Origin of the sequence: Pseudomonas sp. TWI628, assembly GCF_039673865.1 — a bacterium.
GTDB lineage: Bacteria > Pseudomonadota > Gammaproteobacteria > Pseudomonadales > Pseudomonadaceae > Aquipseudomonas.
The window spans coordinates 20,872-40,064 of sequence record NZ_JBDJMM010000024.1 but is presented as its reverse complement, the minus strand read 5'-3'; the positions used below and the strand labels follow the sequence as shown (position 1 = coordinate 40,064).

Annotated in this window: 20 protein-coding genes; 7 read left to right on the top strand and 13 right to left on the bottom strand. The window is 63.4% G+C overall.

What is annotated here, in order from left to right:
* Positions 1-6: 6 nt before the first annotated feature.
* The 7 genes from ABE528_RS19110 to ABE528_RS19080 form a co-directional block, all read right to left on the bottom strand.
* Positions 7-801, bottom strand: coding sequence for a DUF4892 domain-containing protein (locus ABE528_RS19110; protein WP_346653780.1), 795 nt, complete (start codon positions 799-801; stop codon positions 7-9).
* A 109-nt stretch (positions 802-910) separates the two neighbouring features.
* On the bottom strand, positions 911-1,765 hold the full coding sequence (locus ABE528_RS19105) for an alpha/beta hydrolase (RefSeq protein WP_152957212.1): 855 nt from the start codon (positions 1,763-1,765) through the stop codon (positions 911-913).
* The gene (locus ABE528_RS19100; RefSeq protein WP_346653779.1) at positions 1,762-2,550 is read right to left on the bottom strand and encodes an alpha/beta hydrolase; all 789 of its coding nucleotides are present in this window, start codon (positions 2,548-2,550) and stop codon (positions 1,762-1,764) included. The genes ABE528_RS19105 and ABE528_RS19100 overlap by 4 nt, the downstream gene beginning before the upstream one ends.
* A 93-nt stretch (positions 2,551-2,643) precedes the next feature.
* Positions 2,644-3,018, bottom strand: a complete 375-nt coding sequence (locus tag ABE528_RS19095) for a hypothetical protein (protein ID WP_152957210.1) — start codon at positions 3,016-3,018, stop codon at positions 2,644-2,646.
* Between the two features lie 110 nt (positions 3,019-3,128).
* Positions 3,129-3,587, bottom strand: a complete 459-nt coding sequence (gene sixA / locus ABE528_RS19090) for a phosphohistidine phosphatase SixA (protein ID WP_346653778.1) — start codon at positions 3,585-3,587, stop codon at positions 3,129-3,131.
* On the bottom strand, positions 3,584-3,931 hold the full coding sequence (locus ABE528_RS19085; RefSeq protein ID WP_152957209.1) for a DUF4389 domain-containing protein: 348 nt from the start codon (positions 3,929-3,931) through the stop codon (positions 3,584-3,586). The genes sixA and ABE528_RS19085 overlap by 4 nt, the downstream gene beginning before the upstream one ends.
* Before the next feature lie 15 nt (positions 3,932-3,946).
* Positions 3,947-4,972: an NAD(P)H-dependent glycerol-3-phosphate dehydrogenase gene (locus ABE528_RS19080; protein WP_079228990.1), complete on the bottom strand. Its 1,026-nt coding sequence runs from the start codon at positions 4,970-4,972 to the stop codon at positions 3,947-3,949.
* A 131-nt stretch (positions 4,973-5,103) separates the two neighbouring features.
* Here ABE528_RS19080 and ABE528_RS19075 point away from each other — a divergent pair, with 131 nt between their 5' ends.
* From ABE528_RS19075 to fabB, 5 genes are all read left to right on the top strand, one after another.
* Positions 5,104-7,251: a TonB-dependent receptor gene (locus ABE528_RS19075; RefSeq protein ID WP_346653777.1), complete on the top strand. Its 2,148-nt coding sequence runs from the start codon at positions 5,104-5,106 to the stop codon at positions 7,249-7,251.
* Positions 7,251-8,141 (top strand): ABC transporter substrate-binding protein, encoded by an 891-nt coding sequence (locus ABE528_RS19070; protein ID WP_152957207.1) that lies wholly within the window; start codon positions 7,251-7,253, stop codon positions 8,139-8,141. The genes ABE528_RS19075 and ABE528_RS19070 overlap by 1 nt, the downstream gene beginning before the upstream one ends.
* Positions 8,138-10,081 carry an ATP-binding protein gene (locus tag ABE528_RS19065; RefSeq protein WP_346653776.1) on the top strand — a complete coding sequence of 648 codons (1,944 nt, stop codon included), beginning with the start codon at positions 8,138-8,140 and terminating at the stop codon, positions 10,079-10,081. The genes ABE528_RS19070 and ABE528_RS19065 overlap by 4 nt, the downstream gene beginning before the upstream one ends.
* Positions 10,082-10,284: 203 nt before the next feature.
* Positions 10,285-10,800: a 3-hydroxyacyl-[acyl-carrier-protein] dehydratase FabA gene (fabA, locus tag ABE528_RS19060; protein WP_012315334.1), complete on the top strand. Its 516-nt coding sequence runs from the start codon at positions 10,285-10,287 to the stop codon at positions 10,798-10,800.
* An 11-nt stretch (positions 10,801-10,811) separates the two neighbouring features.
* A complete protein-coding gene (gene fabB / locus ABE528_RS19055) occupies positions 10,812-12,029 on the top strand; it encodes a beta-ketoacyl-ACP synthase I (protein ID WP_152957205.1) in 1,218 nt (405 codons plus the stop codon).
* Positions 12,030-12,100: 71 nt separating this feature from the next.
* Here fabB and ABE528_RS19050 read toward each other — a convergent pair whose 3' ends face one another.
* Complete coding sequence (locus ABE528_RS19050; protein WP_152957204.1) at positions 12,101-13,108, bottom strand: amidohydrolase family protein; 1,008 nt, start codon at positions 13,106-13,108, stop codon at positions 12,101-12,103.
* 115 nt (positions 13,109-13,223) lie between these two features.
* Here ABE528_RS19050 and ABE528_RS19045 point away from each other — a divergent pair, with 115 nt between their 5' ends.
* Complete coding sequence (locus ABE528_RS19045) at positions 13,224-14,087, top strand: pirin family protein (protein ID WP_346653775.1); 864 nt, start codon at positions 13,224-13,226, stop codon at positions 14,085-14,087.
* 69 nt (positions 14,088-14,156) lie between these two features.
* Here ABE528_RS19045 and ABE528_RS19040 read toward each other — a convergent pair whose 3' ends face one another.
* From ABE528_RS19040 to ABE528_RS19025, 4 genes are all read right to left on the bottom strand, one after another.
* Entirely contained in the window at positions 14,157-14,882 is a 726-nt protein-coding gene (locus tag ABE528_RS19040; RefSeq protein ID WP_346653774.1) for a dienelactone hydrolase family protein, read from the bottom strand.
* Positions 14,883-14,945: 63 nt separating this feature from the next.
* Positions 14,946-16,853, bottom strand: a complete 1,908-nt coding sequence (gene htpG / locus ABE528_RS19035) for a molecular chaperone HtpG (protein ID WP_346653773.1) — start codon at positions 16,851-16,853, stop codon at positions 14,946-14,948.
* Positions 16,854-16,922: 69 nt separating this feature from the next.
* Complete coding sequence (locus ABE528_RS19030; protein ID WP_152957200.1) at positions 16,923-17,405, bottom strand: PaaI family thioesterase; 483 nt, start codon at positions 17,403-17,405, stop codon at positions 16,923-16,925.
* On the bottom strand, positions 17,402-17,878 hold the full coding sequence (locus ABE528_RS19025; RefSeq protein WP_346653772.1) for a PaaI family thioesterase: 477 nt from the start codon (positions 17,876-17,878) through the stop codon (positions 17,402-17,404). The genes ABE528_RS19030 and ABE528_RS19025 overlap by 4 nt, the downstream gene beginning before the upstream one ends.
* 154 nt (positions 17,879-18,032) lie before the next feature.
* Here ABE528_RS19025 and ABE528_RS19020 point away from each other — a divergent pair, with 154 nt between their 5' ends.
* Entirely contained in the window at positions 18,033-18,317 is a 285-nt protein-coding gene (locus ABE528_RS19020; protein WP_152957198.1) for a hypothetical protein, read from the top strand.
* Positions 18,318-18,384: 67 nt separating this feature from the next.
* Here ABE528_RS19020 and ABE528_RS19015 read toward each other — a convergent pair whose 3' ends face one another.
* Positions 18,385-19,134 (bottom strand): DUF599 family protein, encoded by a 750-nt coding sequence (locus ABE528_RS19015; protein ID WP_152957197.1) that lies wholly within the window; start codon positions 19,132-19,134, stop codon positions 18,385-18,387.
* Between the last annotated feature and the right edge of the window lie 59 nt (positions 19,135-19,193).

Sequence of the window (19,193 nt, the reverse complement as noted above, 5' to 3'; positions counted from 1 at the left end):
GCTCACTCAACGGATCAGTTCCAGGTGCAGGCCATCGGTGGGTGCGTTGCCGACTTCGAGCCGGCCATCACGCACGCCAGCCTTGACCAGTTGCTCGCGCCAGGCCTCGGCCTGGGCGCCACTGAGGCTTGCGCGCAAGGTGCTGTCGAGGTTCAGGCTGCGCGCCAGCAAGGCCACCCAGCTTTCCTGTGGCGCAGCCAGGTCAGGGTAGTCGAGCTTGCCGGTATCGCGCATTTCCCGCAGCACCGTGGCGGCGGTGGGGAGTATTTCGCCCAGCGGGCTGCTGGCGACGAATTCTTCCACATGCAGGTAGGCGCGGCGGTTGCCACGGGTGACGCTGTACAGCGCGACCAGGGTGTCGGCCTCTTCGGCCGAGCGGCGCAGGAGGATGAACGCCTGCTGCTCGTCGCCGCCGTTCAACCGGGCATTGGCAAACACGTCGTTGGCCCACAGGCTGCCTTCGCCGCAATCGCGGCCCTGGCACCAGAACAACGGATAGCCGCCGTCATGCTGCAGCGCCTCGCGGGCGCTGGTGAAGGCTTCGCGGGCACTGCGCTCGACCGGCAGCTCGTAGGTGACCGAGCTGACCTGGCCGCGGCTCTCGATCTGGGCCTCGACGCGCAGGCGGCCACTGATCTTGCGCAGCGGGCCCATGGGGTAGACCCGTTCCTGCTCCACGGCCGGGCGCTGGTCGACCACCTTGGCGTCCGCCGGCACGGGCAAGCTGCCGGCCCACAGCACGGGGCTGGCCAGCACGAGGCAGGCGGCGAAAGCGGTACGGATGGAAACGGGCGCGCTCATCCGCGACCCATGCGGCGCAGTGCGCCGGGTTCAAGCTCCAGGATGTCTGGCAGTTGCATGGTTGTCTCCCTGTTCAACCCGCCAAGCCTCGACACTTGTCCGGTGCAAGTCAAGCAAAGCCAAAGAAGCGATTGAAACAGTCTGCGACAAGGGCCGCGCCCTGTTCGTCGTTAAGGTGCAGGTGATGCCCGCCGGGCAGCACCGTCTGCTCAAAGGGTAGCTGCTCCAGCAGCTCGGTGTGACGCACCAGCATGCCGTCGGCCGCCACCACCAGGCTGGCCGGGCAACTCACCCGGCGCACGTAGGCCATGGCCTGGGCCTGGCTCAGGCGCACTGGCGATGGCAGGGTCAGGCGGCTGTCGCTGCGCCAGCTGTAACCACCGGGCACCGGCATCAGGCCACGCTGGGCCAGCCGCTCGGCGGCTTCGCGGCTGACCGCGACCATGCCCTTCATGCGCGCCTGCACGCCCTGCGCCAGGGTCGGGTAAACCGATTTGCGCTTGCCATCGAGGCGCAGCTGGGCCTGCAGGGCCATGCCCAGGCGCTCGGCGGCATCCTGCTCGGCGCCGGTCGGGGGAATGACACCGTCGATCAAGGCCAGATGGCTGACCCGGTCAGGCAAGGCACCGGCCAGCTGCACCGAAATGATCGCGCCCAACGAATGCCCAAGCAGGGCAAAACGCTGCCAGCCCAGCTGTTCGGCAACCCGCAGCACATCGTGGGCGTAATCGGCCAAGGCATAACCCGCGCCCAAGGGGCGGTGCTCGGAATAACCGTGCCCGGCCAGATCGAGGGCGACGATGCGCAGGCCCTTCAACAGCGGGGCCAGGCGCGAGAAGCTGTTGGCGTTGTCCAGCCAGCCGTGCAGGGCGATCACCGGCAGGCCATCCGCGGGGCCGAACAGGTGCGCGGCGAGCTCGATATGGCCCAGGCTCAGGCGCACTTCCTCGACCTGCGCGCTCATGCCTGGCTCCAGCGGTCGAACAGGCCCTTGATCAGGCTGGCCGTGTCGGTTGGCCGTTCCAGCGGGAACATGTGCCCGCCCGGCACACTGTGGTATTCGCCCCGAGCCATGCCGCGCACCGCCAGCGCATGGTGACGGCGGATGACATTGCTGCGCTCGCCACGCACCATTGCCAAGGGCACCTGCAACTGGCGCGCGGGCGCCGGGCTGGCGTGCGGGATGCTGCGGTAGATGCTGATCTCGGTGGCCGGGTCGAAGCGCAGGCGCAAGCCCTGCTCGGCCGCCTGCAGGCCATGCTCGAGGTAGGCTTCCAGGCAATCCGGGTCGAAGTGGCGGAACAGCGATTTGCTGGCGAAGTAGTCACGTGCGCTGTCACGGTCGGCAAACGCTTCACGCCGCCCGAGGGTACGGCCAGCCGGGGTGATGCGGTCGATGAAGCCGAATCGCTTGGCAGTGCGCAGCAGCCATTGGTCAGCTCGGGTCAATACCGGCGAGTCGAGCATCACCACGCCGCGGTACAGCTCGGGCCGGCGCAACGCGGCATGCAGGTGCAACACGCCACCCAGCGAATGGCCAACCCCCCACACCGGCGCCGGCTGCTGCGCCAGGTGATGCAGCAGTTCGTCGACCAGGTTCTGCCAGTTGTCGTTCACCGGAAAGCGCGGGTCATGGGCATGCTGGGCCAAGTGACTGACCTGATAATCCGGCGCCAGGGCGGCGAACAGCTTGCCGTAGGTGGCCGAGGGAAAACCGTTGGCGTGGGCGAAGAAGATCTGCTGCGACATGGCGCCTGGTCCGGACGGGGAATGATGGCCCATTGTCGGCATCGCGCCGGCACTCGGCAACGTCTGTAAATGTCATCGCCAAGGGCAATCAGGTCACGCCGAGTCGTCGAAACTCGCCAGCGAGCGGCGCAGGCAGGCTTGCATGTAGGCGATCTGGCTCTCCAGCGCCTCACGGGCCAGGCGTTGCTCCTGAACATCGAGTTGCAGCCGGCGCAAGGCCAGGCAGCTGGTTTGCAGCAGGTGAGACATGCGCGCGCAGGACTGCTGCAGTTCGTGCAGGTCCTGCTCGACCAGCAGGTTGTCCATGGGGTGCTGCTCGAGCTTGTGACGCACGTTGCCCATCAGGTGATAGAGCTTGGCGTCGGCGGCCTCGCGCAGCAGGGCGTACTGGGCAAAATCGAGACGGTTGTCACGCTGTACGGCTTCAATCGTGGGCTGCAGATCCAGAGAGCGTAACAGCTCGTGCATCCCCCCGCTCATTCAACGCTCCCTGCCCTGTCATCTGCTGAACCACCTGGCGCCAAGCATCCGTTGGATGCAAATGGCTGGCAACTGGCAAAAATGCCAGTTGCTCTCGCTCACTCAGGCGAACTAAGCGCGCGCAACGTCATCAGCCCTGCCAGCGGCCAGTCGCCTTCCAGCTCCGCCAGGCTGGCGGTGCTCATGGGTGCCGGCTGCTGCACATGGCCGTGCTCGAGCATGCCGACCAGCGACCCTACCAGTGGCTGGTGGCTGACCAGCAACACGTGTTCCAGGCCCAGGCGCTCGATCTCGCCGATCACCTGCCGCACATCGCTGTCAGGTGTCAGCCACGGCACGGTGCGCACGGGCTCGGCGAAGCCCAGGGTGTCATGCACCAGGGCCGCCGTCTGTTGTGCGCGTACATACGGGCTGGCAATGATCGCCTGCAACGGCTGGCCAAGCAGCCGGGCTGCACTGTGCAGCACCTGCTCACGGCCATGGCCGGTCAGGCACCGCTCAGCGTCGGTATTGGCGCGCGGCTGCGCCTCGCCGTGGCGCAGCACCCACAGCCTCACAGCTTGGGCTCCTCGTCGCGCACCGGGTGCGGCGCCGCAGCCACGGCGTGGGGCGCCTCACCTTCCGGGGCACGCGCTGCCGGCCAGTCGGCGAACGGCCAAGGCTTCTGGTCGGTGTGGAAGGTACCGAAACGGCCGATCTGCGCCAGGTACTGGCTCAGGCTGTCACCGAAGTTCATCAGGCTGGCGCTCGGGGCACCATAGACCAGGCGGTAGATCAGTTGCACCAGCACCAGGCCGCCGAGCAGCAGCTCGGCCAGTTGCCAGACCACCAGGAACACCAGCATCCACAGCACCCGCAGGATGATCGACTCGCGCTGGGCGCGCTCGGGTGTATCGTTCATGTGCTGCTCCTTCGCTTAGTTGAAACCACTGATGGAAATGAAATCGACGTCGGTCTTTGGCTCGGCGCGCATCAGGTGCTCGATCACCTGGTTCAGCGTGCGGCCTTCGAACAGAATGGCGTGCAGGCCGGCCACCAGCGGCATGTACACCTGCACTTCCTGGGCCTTGGCCTTGAGCACCTTGAGCGTATTGACCCCTTCGGCCACTTCGCCCAGGCGGCTGACGGCCTGCTCCAGGCTCAGGCCCTGGCCCAGGGCGTGACCGACCTGGTAGTTGCGGCTCTTGGGCGAGGAGCAGGTGACGATCAGGTCACCGACACCGGCCAGGCCAAGGAACGTCATGGGGTTGGCCCCCTGGCTGACGGCAAAGCGGGTCATCTCGGCCAGCGCACGGGTGATCAGCATGCTCTTGGTGTTCTCGCCCATGCCCAGGGCTACGGCCATGCCGGCGATGATGGCGTAGACGTTCTTCAGCGCGCCGCCCAGTTCGACGCCGAAGCGGTCGCTGCTGGCGTATACCCGGAAGGTGCGCCCGTGCAGCACCGCCTGCACCCGCTGGCACAGTTGTTCGTCTTCGCTGGCAACCACGGTGGCGGTCAGCGCATGCTCGGCAATTTCGCGGGCCAGGTTGGGGCCGGAGAGCACACCAATGCGGGCCTCGGGGGCGATTTCTTCGAGGATCTGGCTCATCAGCTTGAAGCTTTGCGCCTCGATGCCCTTGGTCAGGCTGACCAGGTATTTGCCGCGCAGCAGCTCGGCATGGGGTGCCAGCACGCTGCGCAGGGCGCTCGACGGCAGCGCGACGAAGATCAGGTCGCTGGCTTGCAAGGTGGCCAGCAGGTCGTTGACCGGCTCGACACCGTCCTGCAGGCGGATGCCCTTGAGGTAGCGCGGGTTCTCGCGGTTGACCCGCATCGCCTCGGCCTGCTCGGGGTCGCGCATCCATTGACGCACCGGCACGCCATTTTCGGCCAGCAGGTTCGCCACGGCGGTGCCGAAGCTGCCGCCTCCCAGAACTGCAACAGGTTGCTGTTCAGTCATAATCAATCCGTTAAAGCCATTAAGTTAAGTGGCGACCCGCTCATTATACGGCGCGCCTGCGACAGAACCAGTGTCAGAACCCACCAGAATCGGGCCTCAGGTGACTGGCAAAACCTTCTGGGTCAGTTACCATGCCTGTTTCAATCCTGAGACAAGGCTGTCCTGTGTTCTACGGCCCGCCCCCCTACCCTCGACTGCTGCTGCTGACTGCCCTGCTCGGCAGCTCGGCCATGGCCGACGATTTGTTCATCGACAACTCCGACCTGCCGCAGGTTCTGACCGCCACGCGCCTGAAACAATCCCCGGCGGCAGTGCCGGGCAGCATGACCGTGCTCGACAACGAGCTGATCCGCGCCAGCGGTGCCCGCGACATCCCCGAACTGCTGCGCCTGGTACCGGGCATGATGATCGGCTACGGCGCCGGCAACCAGCCCACCGTCAACTACCACGGCAGCAACGTCAACGATGCAAGGCGCATGCAGGTGCTGATCGACGGCCGCTCGGTGTACCGCGCCGGCCTGGCCACGGTGGACTGGAGCGACATCCCGGTCGCCATCGAGGACATCGAGCGCATCGAGGTGTTCCGCGGCCCCAACACCGTCAGTTACGGCGCTAATGCACTGATGGCGGTGGTCAATATCCTCACCCGCAACCCGGCCGACAGCCACGGCACGCGGATGAAACTGACCCGCGGCCAGGATGGCATCAACGACTATTACCTCAGCCACGGCTTCGGCTGGGACGGTGGCGACATGCGCCTGTCGGTGTCTGGCCAGCAGGACGATGGCTTCGACGAGAACCAGTTCGGCCAGGACTACCGCGACAGCCGCCGCCTGAACCGCTTCAACCTCAGTGTCAGCCACGTTCTGGCGCCCGACCAGACCCTGGAATGGCAACTGGCGGCCAAGGAAGGCAGCAACCAGCGGCCGTATACCTACCAGCCAGTGTTTGGTAGCTACCAGGCAGGTAACGATGCAGACGTCAACGCCAAGGATTACGCTGGCTCTATGCGTTGGACCAAAGACTTCAGCGCGGAGCACAGCCTTTACATACAGGGTTCAGCACAACAATTTGATCGCCAGCAAGTCTGGCGCGCCTGTGACGCCCTCGAGTCTTTTAGTCCCGAGTTGACACGACTTTGGCAGATCAACCCTGATTACGCGGAAAAGGTCGCCCGTGGAATTGCGCTGGGTCAAACCCCGTCCACCAACGACCCTGTCCTCAAAGAGCTCACCCGACAGGTGGAGGCTCAATGGAACGCTGGTGGCAAGGACCCGGTATGCGGCGACGTAGACCAAAGCACCCGCGAGACCCGATACGATCTGGAGATCCAGGACACCCTGAGCCTGACCGACAGCCTGCGCCTGCTCAGCGGCATGAACTACCGCTATGATCGCGCCGATTCGCAGACTTACTTCAACGGCAGCATCGACGACCAGACTTGGCGCCTGTTCGGCCAGCTGGAATGGCGCGCCGACGAGCACTGGATTGTCCAGGGCGGCGCGATGTTCGAGGACTCGCGCCTGTCCGGCAGCTCACTGACCCCACGCATGGCGGTCAACTACCTGATCACACCGCGCCACGGCCTGCGCGCGGTGTACTCCGAGGCCGTGCGCTCGCCGGACATGTTCGAGAACAACGTCAACTGGAGCTACACGGTCAAGAACCTGACGCCTAATAAATTTGGGTTGCAAGATGGCGAATACTTCGTCAAGACCCGCGGCCCTGGCGACCTCGAACAGGAGCGCATGCGCTCGCGTGAGCTGGGCTATAACGGCTACTTCAGCGACTTCGACCTGAACATGGATGTGAAGCTGTTCTACGACGAGATCACCGGAATGATCAGCGAACCCCTGAAGAACAACCAGTACATCGCCAGCAACGCCAACAAGGCCCGTTTCAGCGGTAGCGAGGCGCAATTCGACTGGCGCCTGGCACCCCGCGACCGCCTGCGCCTGACCTATGCCTACGTCGATGCCTGGGCCAGCAACCCTGCCGACCGTCGCCTCAGCGCACGCAACAGCGGCTCGGCCGGGTGGATGCGCGAATGGGGTGAGGGTTGGTCGAGCGCGCTGTTCTATTACGGCGACGACGCACTCAACACGTACCGCTATGAACGCGTCGACCTGCGCCTGGCCAAGCGTTTCCGTATCCAGGGCAGCACCCTGGAACTGGCCGCGCTGTGGCAGCAACGCCTGGACGACCAACCCACCACCGTGGAGCAAAACCGTTATGACAGCCGCCACCGCCTGAGCGTCAGCGCGGAGCTGGAGTTCTGATGGCCCGGCTGCTGCGCCTGCTGCTGTTCTGCCTGTGGCCACTGGGTACGCTGTCCGCCAGCGAAATCCTGCTGGTCGGCGGCGACGAACAGCCCGGCTTTCGCAGCTTCGTCGAAGCCCTGCAAGGCCGCCGCAGCCATGACCAGGTGCGCTTCCAAAGCACCGCCACGTTGCCCCGCCCCGCTCAGCTCAAGGCTGACGTGCGCCTGATACTGCTCGACAACAGCGCGCTGGAGTGGCGCCTGAGCGACAACAGCGGGCCACCTGCACTGGCCATGCGCATCAGCCGGGTACAGGCTGAACAACGCCTGGGAAAGTCGCGCCCTGCTTACCTGACCCTGCTGTGGAGCGACCCGCCGCTGGCGCGGCAGCTGCGCCTGAGCCGCTACCTGTTGCCACAGGCCCAACGCATCGGTGTGCTGTATGGTGAGCACAGTCACTTCCTGCTCGACGAGCTGCGCCAGGCGGCACGCCCGCTGGGCCTGGAGATCGTCGCTCAGGACTGGCCGGACCAACGCGACAGCCGCCCGCTGCAGCACCTGCTGGCCAACAGCGACGTGCTGTTGGGCCTCGATGACCCCGACCTGTACAACTCCAAGACGGCGAAGAACCTGTTGCTCAGCAGCTACGGCCGGCAGATGGCATTGATCGGGCCGAACGCGGGCTTCGTCCGCGCGGGCGCCCTGGCCAGCACCTACAGCGACCAGGACGACTGGCTGGCAGTGCTCGACCAGTTGCTCAATCAGCCGCCGGCGCACTGGCCACGCAGCCTGTATCCGGCGCGCTATGGCGTCAGCGGCAACCAGCAGGTGGCCCGCGCCCTGGGCCTTGAGCCGATCGATCCGAACGCCTCTGCCAAGGCCCTGGCCGAAGGAGAACCCACCCCATGAGCAAACGCCTGAGTTGGGACATCCACACCCGCACGCAGATCATCAGCCTGGGCCCGGCTTTGTTGCTGACCTTGCTGTTGATCAGCTTTTTCACCTTCGTGCGCATCCAGGATTTGCGTCAGGAGCTCAACCATACCGGGCAGTTGATTGCCAACCAGCTGGCACCGGCTTCGGAGTACGGCGTCATCTCCGGTAACAATGAAGTTCTCGAAGGCCTGATGCGCGCCACCCTGAGCATCCCGCACGTGCGCTTCCTCGAGGTGCAGGACAGCCGCAACCACATCCTGGTGTACGTCGAGCAGCAGGACGAGAGCAACAACCGGGCGCAACAGGTGGAGGTGTTCCAGGCGCCGATCCGCCTGCAGCAGATCCGCCTGGACAGCGACTTCCTGCAACAAGGCAAGGCGCCAGCACCGGCCATCGGTGACGACTACCTGGGCCGGGTGATCGTCGGCATGTCGGACGACGCCTTCAGCCAGCGCCAGCAGGAAATCGTGATCAAGGCCGGCATCCTCGCGCTGTTCGCCCTGCTGTTCACCTTCCTCCTGGCGCGCCGCCTGGCCATGAGCCTGGCCAAGCCGATCAGCGACATGGGCCATGCGGTCAAGGCCATCCAGCAGGGTGAATACAACGCGCCTCTGCCGGTGGTCGACGACAGCGAACTGGGCCACCTGGCGCGCCACATCAACAACCTCGCCAACGCCCTGGAGCAGGCCAGCGCCGAGCAGAAACAGGCCATCGCCCAGCTGATCCAGGCGCGCGAGGAAGCCGAGCAGGCCAACGGCGCCAAGTCGGAATTCCTGGCGATGATGAGCCACGAACTGCGCACGCCCATGAACGGCGTGCTGGGCATGCTGCAACTGCTGGAGACCACCCAGCTGACCAGTGAGCAGGCCGATTACGCGGCCGTGGCCAGCGAGTCCACCGGGCACTTGCTGAAGGTCATCAATGACATCCTCGACTTCTCGCGCATCGAACGCACTGCGCTGGCGCTGGAGCACATCGACTTCAACCTGGGTGAGCTGATCACCAGCAGCGTACAGTCGTTCCAGCACAGCGCTCAGCAGCGCGGCCTGGAACTGCACCTGCAATTGCCGGCAGACGGCGCACAGCCACAGGTGATCGGCGACCCGACGCGCATCCGCCAGATCCTCCTCAACCTGATCGGCAACGCCCTGAAATTCACCGAGCGCGGCCAGGTTCAGGTCGAAGCGCGCTGGCAGCTGCTGGATCGGCAATTGCTGTGGTTCACTTGCAGCGTGCGCGACACCGGCATCGGCATCGACAGCGAACGCCTGGAAATGATGTTCGTCGCCTTCCAGCAGGCCGACAGCTCGATTTCGCGGCGCTATGGCGGCACCGGCCTGGGCCTGTCGATCGCCCGCACCCTGGCCGAACGCATGGGTGGCAAGCTGCGCGGTGAAAGCCGCGAGGGGCTGGGCTCGACCTTTACCCTGGAAATGCCGCTGCCGCTGGCCAGTACCGCGCCAGCAACACTGCCCGGCAGCGCGGGGGCCAGCGCGCCCCTTGAGGTTGGCAAGCGCATCCTGCTGGTGGAGGACAACCCGGTCAATCAGAGCGTCATCGAAGCCATGTTGCGCAGCCTGGGGATGGAAGTCAGCGTGGCCCACGACGGGCTTCAGGCGGTGGAACAGGCCAGCCAGCAGGCGTTCGCCGCCGTGTTGATGGATTGCCGCCTGCCGCAGATGGATGGCTACGAAGCGACCCGGCGCATCCGCCTGTTGCCGGCCTGCGGCCATTTGCCGATCATCGCCCTGACCGCCAATGCCCTGCAGGGCGACCGCGAGCGTTGCATGGCCGCCGGCATGAATGATTACCTGAGCAAACCGTTCCGCCGCACCGAGTTGCAGCGGGTTTTGCAGCGCTGGTTGCCGGGGCGGACAGCAGCGACTGGCGATGCGACTGGCGATAAATGCTAAAGTGCGGCAGTCTTAAGTACTGGACAGGACCTTGCTCGGACCTGAAAATAGACGTTTCAGTGCACACCTGTACTTCTTTCGCCGGGTGCACTGTGACTTTCACCACAACGCAATAGTCTACCTGTAGGCTGCCGTCCCAGAAGCTAAGAAGGGTCGGCCGGGAAGATTCATCCCCTGCCACAGGGGGTTATTGAGGAGCTCGCATGACCAAACAACACGCCTTTACTCGGGAAGACCTGCTGCGCTGCAGTCGCGGTGAGCTGTTCGGCCCAGGTAATGCGCAACTGCCCGCGCCGAACATGCTGATGGTCGATCGCATCACCCATATCAGCGAAGAAGGCGGCAAGTACGGCAAAGGTGAATTGGTCGCCGAGCTGGATATCACCCCGGACCTGTGGTTCTTCGCCTGCCACTTCGAAGGCGACCCGGTGATGCCGGGCTGCCTGGGCCTCGACGCCATGTGGCAGTTGGTCGGCTTCTTCCTCGGCTGGCAGGGCCTGCCGGGCCGTGGCCGTGCGCTGGGTTCGGGCGAAGTGAAATTCTTCGGCCAGGTACTGCCTACCGCCAAGAAAGTCACCTACAACATTCACATCAAGCGCGTCCTGAAGGGTAAGCTGAACATGGCCATCGCCGATGGCTCGGTCAGCGTCGACGGTCGCGAGATCTACACCGCCGAAGCCCTGCGGGTCGGCGTGTTCACCTCCACTGACAATTTCTAAGGGTTATTCGCATGCGCCGCGTCGTTATCACTGGTCTGGGCATCGTATCGTGCCTGGGCAATGACAAAGCTACCGTCACCGAAAACCTGCGCAACAGCCGTCCGGGTATCCGTTACAACCCGGAATACAAGGAAATGGGGCTGCGTAGCCAGGTTTCCGGGTCCATCGACCTCAACCTCGAAGAACTGATCGACCGCAAGGTCTACCGCTTCGTCGGCCACGCCGCTGCCTACGCCTACCTGGCGATGCAGGACGCGATCAAGGACTCCGGCCTGACCGAAGAGCAGATCTCCAACCCGCGTACTGGCCTGGTAGCCGGCTCGGGCGGTGCCTCGACCCTGAACCAGATGGAAGCGCTGGATACCCTGCGCGAAAAAGGCGTCAAGCGCGTCGGCCCGTACCGCGTCACCCGCACCATGGGCAGCACCGTTTCGGCGTGCCTGGCCACCCCGTTCAAGATCAAGGGCATCAACTACTCGATCTCGTCGGCCTGCGCCACTTCGGCACACTGCATCGGTACCGCTCTGGAGCAGATCCAGTGGGGCAAGCAGGACATCGTCTTTGCCGGTGGCGGCGAAGAAGAGCACTGGAGCCAGTCGTTCCTGTTCGATGCCATGGGCGCCCTGTCGACCAAGCGCAACGACACCCCGGAACTGGCTTCGCGCGCCTACGACGCCGACCGTGACGGCTTCGTCATCGCTGGCGGCGGCGGCATGGTGGTGGTCGAGGAGCTGGAGCACGCGCTGGCTCGCGGCGCGAAGATCTACGCCGAAATCGTCGGCTACGGTGCCACTTCCGATGGCTACGACATGGTCGCACCAAGCGGCGAAGGCGCTATCCGCTGCATGCAGCAGGCGCTGTCCACCGTCGACACCCCGATCGACTACCTGAACACCCACGGCACCTCGACCCCGGTCGGTGACGTTGCGGAAATGAAAGGTGTGCGTGAAGTGTTCGGCGACAAGGCACCGAAGATCAGCTCGACCAAAAGCCTGTCGGGCCACTCGCTGGGCGCCGCTGGCGTGCACGAGGCGATCTACTGCCTGCTGATGATGGAAAACAACTTCATTGCCGGCTCCGCCAACATCGATGAGCTGGACCCGGAAGTTGCGGACCTGCCAATCGTGCGCAAGACCGAAGACGCCAAGCTCACCACCGTGATGAGCAACAGCTTCGGCTTCGGCGGCACCAACGCCACCCTGGTGCTCAAGCGCTGGGAAGGCAAGTAAGACGCTGCTGCGGTAAGTGAAACGCCCCGACTGGTTCGGGGCGTTTTCATTTGTGTTGCCTGTACGGGCAACTACTTCTTCCCCTTGGGCAACACCGCCAGGAAGTTATCCCGAGCCACCTTGTTGGCCACGTCTTCAGGCAGCGCATCCAGGAACGGCCTGAAGCCGTGCATCTGCTCGCCAAGGCTGCCAAACCGCCCCACCACATCCGACCCCAGCATGAACCGGTCCGGATACCGCTCGACCAGCGCCACCCATTCCTGGCGCGGTACGCCCTGCTCGTCCAGCAGATAGGGCTCCAGCACACTCCACGACAAATCCACATACAAATTTGGATAGTCCACCAGCAAGCGCGTCAACACGGGCAACAGAAAGTCCATCTGGGTCTGGTGCCGATGGATCTCCGCGCTGCTCCCCGCATGTGCCCAGATGAACCGGGTATGCGGATGATTGCGTAATGGCTCTTCGATCTCAGCGAGGTACAGCGGATTGCGCTCACGCTTGGAAGTGATGTTCGAATGCAGCAACACCGGCATATCGCGCTCGGCCGCCAGGTGATAGATGCGGGTCATCGCTTCGTTGTTGGCCCGCGGCGTATCGCCGCTGGTCAGCGCGGTCAGGTCGTCATGCCGGGTGAACACCTCACCAATGCCCTGCCAGAGCCCCGGGTTCAGTTCGAGCATGCGCTCGATATGGCTGACGGCATTCTTGTCCACCGGATTGAAACCGCTCAGAAACGGATGGAAACGCTTTCGCTGCTCGGCCGGTAGTTTTTCCAACGCGGCAGCTACGTAGGTATCGGTCGCGCTGTACCAATAGGCATCGGCATCGTCGCCAGCGTAGTAGCGTGGGCGCTTGGGTTCGTCTTCATGCCATTTCTTGGCCACCGGAATGCCGGAAATCATCGAATGCTCGACACCAGCATCATCCATGGCCTTGATCAGCGCCGGCATGCCTTCGGTTTCCTGAAAGAAATCCACGTAGTGCAGATGAGCATCGCTGAAGCGATAGTCACGGGCCTGGGCCGCCAGGCATAGCCAGCCAGACAACAGCATGCAGGCCAGCGTTCTGGCAATCATGGGCAACCTCCTTTTACGGGCATCAGCAGGGTAGACCGGGCCGCCAGCGCAACGGTTCAGCATTGCGCGGCAAACCGCTATGCTTGGGGCATTTCCACCTCGCCTGGAGCCCGCCATGAGCAGCCCCCTGATCATCCGCCCCCGCGCCGAATCGGTCGAGGGCCAGCCGATCCTGCGCCCGCTGCCCTCGGCCCAATGCCGCAGCGTCGGCCCGTTCGTGTTCTTCGACCATATGCTTGAGACCGACTATGCACCGGGCCATGGCATGGATATCCGCCAGCATCCGCATATCGGCCTCTCCACCCTCACCTACCTGTTCGAAGGCGCGATCCTGCACAAGGACAGCCTGGGCTCGGAGCAGCGCGTGCTGCCTGGAGACGTGAGCTGGATGACCGCTGGCAAAGGTGTGGCGCATGTCGAGCGCGCGCCGGCGGACGCCTGGGTCCATGGCTCACGCCTGCATGGGCTGCAGGTATGGCTGGCTTCACCCCAGGCGCTCGAACAGGGCGAACCGAGCTACAGCCACCATCCGGCGGCGAGCCTGCCGGTCAGTGACAACCTGGGCGTGCGCATCTGCATGATTGCCGGCAGCGGGTTCTGCCTGGAATCACCGGTGCCGGTACTCTCCCCTACCCTCTATGCGCATGTGCAGATGCAGCCGGCCACCACGCTGGTGGTGCCTGTCGAACATGTGCAGCGGGCGTTGTATCTGCTCGATGGTGAGTTGTTCATGGATGGCGAACAGGTTGAGGCCTGCAGCCTGATCGTGCTGCCGGAGGGCGAAGAGGTCACGCTGTATGCCGAGGAAGAATGCCAGCTGGTGCTGATTGGCGGCGAGCCGCTGGATGGGCCGCGGCGGATGAACTGGAATTTTGTGGCCAGTGATGTGGATTTGATTGAGCGGGCCAGGTCCAAGTGGGCTGCAGGGGATTGGCCGACGGTGCCTGGGGAAACTTCGAGGATCGAGTTGCCGCGATAATTTGGGGCTGCTTTGCAGCCCATCGCCGGCAAGCGCGGCTCCCACAGGAGTCCGCGCCCCCCTGCGATGTCAGCGCTGGAACACTTCGGTGAGCAGGTTGTGCATCGAGCGGAACGCCCGCTCCGAGGTGCGACGGTCGTACTGCATCTTGCCCGGCACATTGGCATTCGGGTCGGTGAACGAGTGCACCGCGCCACCGTAGCTCAGCAGCTGCCAGTCCACCTTGGCAGCGTTCATCTCATCTTCGAATGCTGGCAACTGCTCCTTCGGCACCAGCGGGTCGGAAGCACCGTGCAGCACCAGTACCGAGCCCTTGATGCGCTTGGCATCTTCCGGGTTCGGGGTGTCCAGCGTGCCGTGGAACGACACCGCCGCCCGCAAGTCGGCACCGGTACGGGCCAGCTCCAGGGCACAGCAGCCACCGAAGCAGAAACCGAAGGTAGCCACCTTGCCTGGCTCCAGCAGCGCCTTGGACTGCCCAAGCAACTGGTCCAGCGCTTCCTTCATGCGCTTGCGCAGTTCACCGCGGTCGTCCTTCAGCGGCATCATTGCCGCCCCTGCCTCCTCGGCATTGGAGGGACGCACCGACTGCCCATACAGGTCGGCAATCAGCACCACGTAGCCCTTCTCGGCCACTTCCTTGGCGATACGCTCGGCACCTTCGCCGATGCCCATCCAGTTCGGCGCCATCACCAGACCCGGGCGGCCCAGAACACCTGGCTCGTAGACCAGGCGGCTTTCATAGGCCTTGCCGGACAGGTGATAGACCAGCGATTCGACGATTACCTTGCTCATCAAGCACTCCTTTGGCACTCACTAAAAAAAAGCCCGCCGAAGCGGGCTTTCCTGTGCATCAACTCAAGCAGACAGCTCGACCAGTAGCTTGTTCAGGCGACGAACGTACGCTGCCGGATCCTTCAGGCTGTCACCCGCCGCCAGCGCGGCCTGATCGAAGAGAATGTGCGACAGTTCGGCGAAGCGGTCTTCGCTCTGCTCGTTGTCGAGCTTCTCGATCAGCGGGTGAGTCGGGTTGAACTCGAAGATCGGCTTCGAATCCGGCACCTTCTGGCCGCTGGCTTCGAGGATCTGGCGCATCTGCAGGCCAAGGTCCTGTTCGCCGATGGCGAGGATCGCCGGCGAATCGGTCAGGCGATGCGAGACACGCACCTCGGCGACGCTGTCACCCAGCGCCCCTTTCAGGCGCTCGACCAGGCCTTCCTTGCCCTTGGCCACTTCTTCCTGGGCCTTCTTGTCCTCTTCCGAGTCCAGCTTGCCCAAGTCCAGGTCGCCACGGGCGACGTCGACGAATGCCTTGCCATCGAACTCGCTGAGGTAGCTCATCAGCCACTCGTCGATACGGTCGGTCAGCAGCAGGACCTCGATGCCTTTCTTGCGGAAGACTTCCAGGTGCGGGCTGTTCTTGACCTGCGCGTAGGACTCGCCGGTGAGGTAGTAGATCTTGTCCTGGCCGTCCTTGGCGCGCGCCAGGTAATCGGCCAGGGCAACGCTCTGCTCGCCGCTGTCGTCCTGGGTGGAAGCGAAGCGCAGCAGGCCGGCGATCTTTTCCTTGTTGGCGAAGTCTTCAGCCGGGCCTTCCTTCAGCACCTGGCCGAAGTTTTTCCAGAAGCCCTTGTACTGCTCAGGCTCGTTCTTCGCCAGCTTCTCCAGCATGTCCAGCACGCGCTTGGTCAGCGCGGTCTTCATCGAGTCGATGATCGGGTCTTTCTGCAAGATCTCGCGGGACACGTTCAGCGACAGGTCGTTGGAGTCCACCACGCCTTTGATGAAGCGCAGGTACAGCGGCAGGAACGACTCGGCCTGGTCCATGATGAACACGCGCTGCACGTACAGTTTCAGGCCGCGTGGCGCTTCGCGCTGGTACAGGTCGAACGGTGCGCGGGCCGGCACGTACAGCAGCGAGTTGTATTCGAGCTTGCCTTCGACCTTGTTGTGGCTCCAGGCCAGCGGGTTCTCGAAGTCATGGCCGATGTGCTTGTAGAACTCCTGGTACTCCTCGTCCTTCACCTCGGAGCGCGAACGGGTCCACAGGGCGCTGGCGCGGTTGACGGTTTCCCACTCCTGCGCCGGCTTTTCTTCGCCTTCGGCGGCTTCGGCCTGCTCCTTGGGCAGTTCGATCGGCAGGGCGATGTGGTCGGAGTATTTCTTGACCACGTTGCGCAGGCGCCAACCATCGGCGAACTCCTGCTCGCCCTTCTTCAGGTGCAGGACAATGCGGGTGCCGCGCTGCGGCTTGTCGATGGTCGCAACTTCGAACTCACCTTCGCCCTTCGACGACCAGTGCACGCCTTCGCTGGCCGGCTGGCCGGCACGGCGGCTGTACACATCGACCTTGTCGGCAACGATGAAGGCCGAGTAGAAGCCCACGCCGAACTGACCGATCAGGTGCGAGTCCTTCTTCTGGTCACCGGTGAGGTTCTTCATGAAGTCGGCGGTGCCGGACTTGGCGATGGTGCCCAGGTGGGCGATCACATCTTCGCGGCTCATGCCGATGCCGTTGTCCTCAAGGGTCACGGTACCGGCGTCCTTGTCGAAGCTCAGGCGAATCTTCAGGTCGGCGTCGCCCTCGAGCAGCTCTGGCTTGGCCAGGGCCTCGAAGCGCAGCTTGTCGGCAGCGTCGGAGGCGTTGGAGATCAGTTCACGCAGGAAGATTTCCTTGTTCGAGTACAAGGAGTGAATCATGAGGTGCAGCAGCTGCTTTACCTCGGTCTGGAAGCCTAGTGTTTCCTTTTGAGCCTCAACACTCATGGTCTTCAAAACTCCGATCTGATGGCAGTGACGCCGTGCGGCCGATGTGGCCTGCTTTAACGGCGGATGTCATGCAGATGGGGGCTGCCCGGACGATTTCAAGGGCTTTTCCGGTTCGATCTTGAAATGCGCGCGGGCGGTGGCGATCGGCGACTGCCGGTCAGCCTGCCAGGCGGTGATTGCCACGTTGGTCACGCGCCGCCCCTGACGCCAGAGCTGGCACTGGGCGTAAGTGTCGCGAAAATGCCCGGCGCGCAGGTAGTCGATGGAGAAATCGATGATCTTCGGGATGCTCGCGCTCTCGCTGTAGATCAGCAGGTACAGGGCCGCGGAAAGCTCCATGAAGCCGGCGATGACGCCACCATGGATGGCCGGCAGCAACGGGTTGCCGATGTTGTCCTGGCTGGCCGGCAGGCGGAACAACAGGTCGTCGCCCTCGCGCTGGCACTCGATGCCGATCAGGCCGGCGTAAGGAATCAAGGCCAGCAAGGGGCCGTAGTCGCCAACCGCGTGTGCCGCATTCAACTGCTGGCGAACCTGTTCAGGGATCATGCCCCGCCCTCCTTGAGGCTGTTGCCGAAACGGATGCCACCCTTGATCTCCTGGCCCAGGCGCATGAAGGTCCCCACCACATGGCAGATTGGCTGGTCAGGGTCGTCCTGATAGGCCGTGCCACGGGTGAAGATCACATCGCGGGTCACCCGATAGCACTGGGCATGGCCGTAGATCGGTTTACCCGGAGCAGCGGTGTGCATGTAGTCGATACGCAGATCCAGCGTCGGGCACACCTCGAAACGTGGCAGCACGCACAAGGTGGCCATGCCACAAGTGGTATCCATCAACGTGGTCAACGCCCCACCATGTACCGCGCCGGTCTGTGGGTTACCGACAATCGCCGGCGACCAGGGCATGACCAGGGTCATGCCGGCGTTGTCGGCAAAGGCAACGCGCATCTGCAACCGCTGGCAATGTTTCAATGCCGAGAGAAAACGTTCGGCCATGGCCAACAAGCTTTGATCGTTCATAGGCGAGCTCCGTAAGCACTGCCACCGCTGCATAAAATCAATAAAAAGTCTATATAGAACGGGGCGTTATATATCTGTAACCTTTGCGGAACTTCTTCCGCGTGATTGAACTCGAAGGAACAAGTCAATTATTCCACCAAGGAGAAACACCCCCATGCGTAAACCTTTTGCTTTTGCTCTGATGCTGGCTGCTGCCATGGGCCTGGCTGCTTGCGATAAAGCGAGCGAAGACAAAGCCCAAGACGCACAGCAACACGCCGAGCAAGCCCAGGAAAAGATGGGCGAAGCTCAGGATAAAATGAACGAAGCCGCCAAGGAAAACGCCGAAGCCGCCAAAGATCAGGCCGAAGCCGAGCAGAAGGCTGCCGAAGAGGCCGCCCCGGCTACTCCGGCGCCGGAAACCGCGCCTGCCACTCCGGCCGAACCTGCCAAGCAGTAATCGACCGAAACAAAAAAACCCGACAATGTCGGGTTTTTTTGTGCCTGCCTTTACTGGATTAAACGTTTCAGTTAATGCTACTGGAACTTTCCTTGAGTACTTCTGTCGGCGCACTTTCAGTGGGCGTGAACACCATGACGTCCAATACATCGGAATGGAACTCACGGCGATACAGAACCAACACCACGCCGACACTCACGACCATGAACAGCCAGGGGCTTATGAACCAGGTCAGCATGGCCATGCCGAAGTAATAAGAGCGCAGGCCAAAGTTGAACTGGTTGGCCGCCAGCGACAGCACCCGTGCAGCACGCGAAGCAAAAGCCTTGCGCTCCAGTTCGTTGACCTGGCGCTCACCAATCATCGGCGCGGAGCCCACCAGCACCGCGGCAAAGTTGTACTGACGCATGCACCAGCTGAAGGTGAAGAAGGCGTAGACGAAGACCATCGCCAGGCACAACAGCTTGATCTCCGACATGCCCTGGGACGCCTGCTGCACCAGCGGCAGGTCCGCAAGCAGCGACAGGGCACGATCCGAAGCACCCAGTACGGTGAGAATGCCGGCGAGGATGATCAGGGTACTGGAGGCGAAAAACGAGGCGTTGCGCTCCAGGTTGCCGATCACGCTGGCATCGGCGATGCGGTTGTCACGCAGCAACATGCGGCGCATCCAGTCTTCCCGGTACAGGTGCAGCACGCTGGCCAGGCATGCGGTGTCGCGGCCTTTCCAGATGGCATAGCGGGTGTAGCCGCCCCAGCAGAGGGCGAACCAGCAGACGGCCAGAAGGTTGTGGAGGTTGCTTTGGATAAAGTTCATGCAGGGTTCCCGAGGGCCAGGTGCACAAAGGATAGTGACCGGGTTTCGACGCCTGCAAG

Coding starts and splice junctions, on each gene's coding strand:
- ABE528_RS19110 (WP_346653780.1), bottom strand. CDS start 801: ATGAGCGCGCCCGTTTCCATCCGTACCGCTTTCGCCGCCTGCCTCGTG.
- ABE528_RS19105 (WP_152957212.1), bottom strand. CDS start 1,765: ATGAGCGCGCAGGTCGAGGAAGTGCGCCTGAGCCTGGGCCATATCGAG.
- ABE528_RS19100 (WP_346653779.1), bottom strand. CDS start 2,550: ATGTCGCAGCAGATCTTCTTCGCCCACGCCAACGGTTTTCCCTCGGCC.
- ABE528_RS19095 (WP_152957210.1), bottom strand. CDS start 3,018: ATGCACGAGCTGTTACGCTCTCTGGATCTGCAGCCCACGATTGAAGCC.
- ABE528_RS19085 (WP_152957209.1), bottom strand. CDS start 3,931: ATGAACGATACACCCGAGCGCGCCCAGCGCGAGTCGATCATCCTGCGG.
- ABE528_RS19080 (WP_079228990.1), bottom strand. CDS start 4,972: ATGACTGAACAGCAACCTGTTGCAGTTCTGGGAGGCGGCAGCTTCGGC.
- ABE528_RS19075 (WP_346653777.1), top strand. CDS start 5,104: ATGCCTGTTTCAATCCTGAGACAAGGCTGTCCTGTGTTCTACGGCCCG.
- ABE528_RS19070 (WP_152957207.1), top strand. CDS start 7,251: ATGGCCCGGCTGCTGCGCCTGCTGCTGTTCTGCCTGTGGCCACTGGGT.
- ABE528_RS19065 (WP_346653776.1), top strand. CDS start 8,138: ATGAGCAAACGCCTGAGTTGGGACATCCACACCCGCACGCAGATCATC.
- fabA (WP_012315334.1), top strand. CDS start 10,285: ATGACCAAACAACACGCCTTTACTCGGGAAGACCTGCTGCGCTGCAGT.
- fabB (WP_152957205.1), top strand. CDS start 10,812: ATGCGCCGCGTCGTTATCACTGGTCTGGGCATCGTATCGTGCCTGGGC.
- ABE528_RS19050 (WP_152957204.1), bottom strand. CDS start 13,108: ATGATTGCCAGAACGCTGGCCTGCATGCTGTTGTCTGGCTGGCTATGC.
- ABE528_RS19045 (WP_346653775.1), top strand. CDS start 13,224: ATGAGCAGCCCCCTGATCATCCGCCCCCGCGCCGAATCGGTCGAGGGC.
- ABE528_RS19040 (WP_346653774.1), bottom strand. CDS start 14,882: ATGAGCAAGGTAATCGTCGAATCGCTGGTCTATCACCTGTCCGGCAAG.
- htpG (WP_346653773.1), bottom strand. CDS start 16,853: ATGAGTGTTGAGGCTCAAAAGGAAACACTAGGCTTCCAGACCGAGGTA.
- ABE528_RS19030 (WP_152957200.1), bottom strand. CDS start 17,405: ATGATCCCTGAACAGGTTCGCCAGCAGTTGAATGCGGCACACGCGGTT.
- ABE528_RS19025 (WP_346653772.1), bottom strand. CDS start 17,878: ATGAACGATCAAAGCTTGTTGGCCATGGCCGAACGTTTTCTCTCGGCA.
- ABE528_RS19020 (WP_152957198.1), top strand. CDS start 18,033: ATGCGTAAACCTTTTGCTTTTGCTCTGATGCTGGCTGCTGCCATGGGC.
- ABE528_RS19015 (WP_152957197.1), bottom strand. CDS start 19,134: ATGAACTTTATCCAAAGCAACCTCCACAACCTTCTGGCCGTCTGCTGG.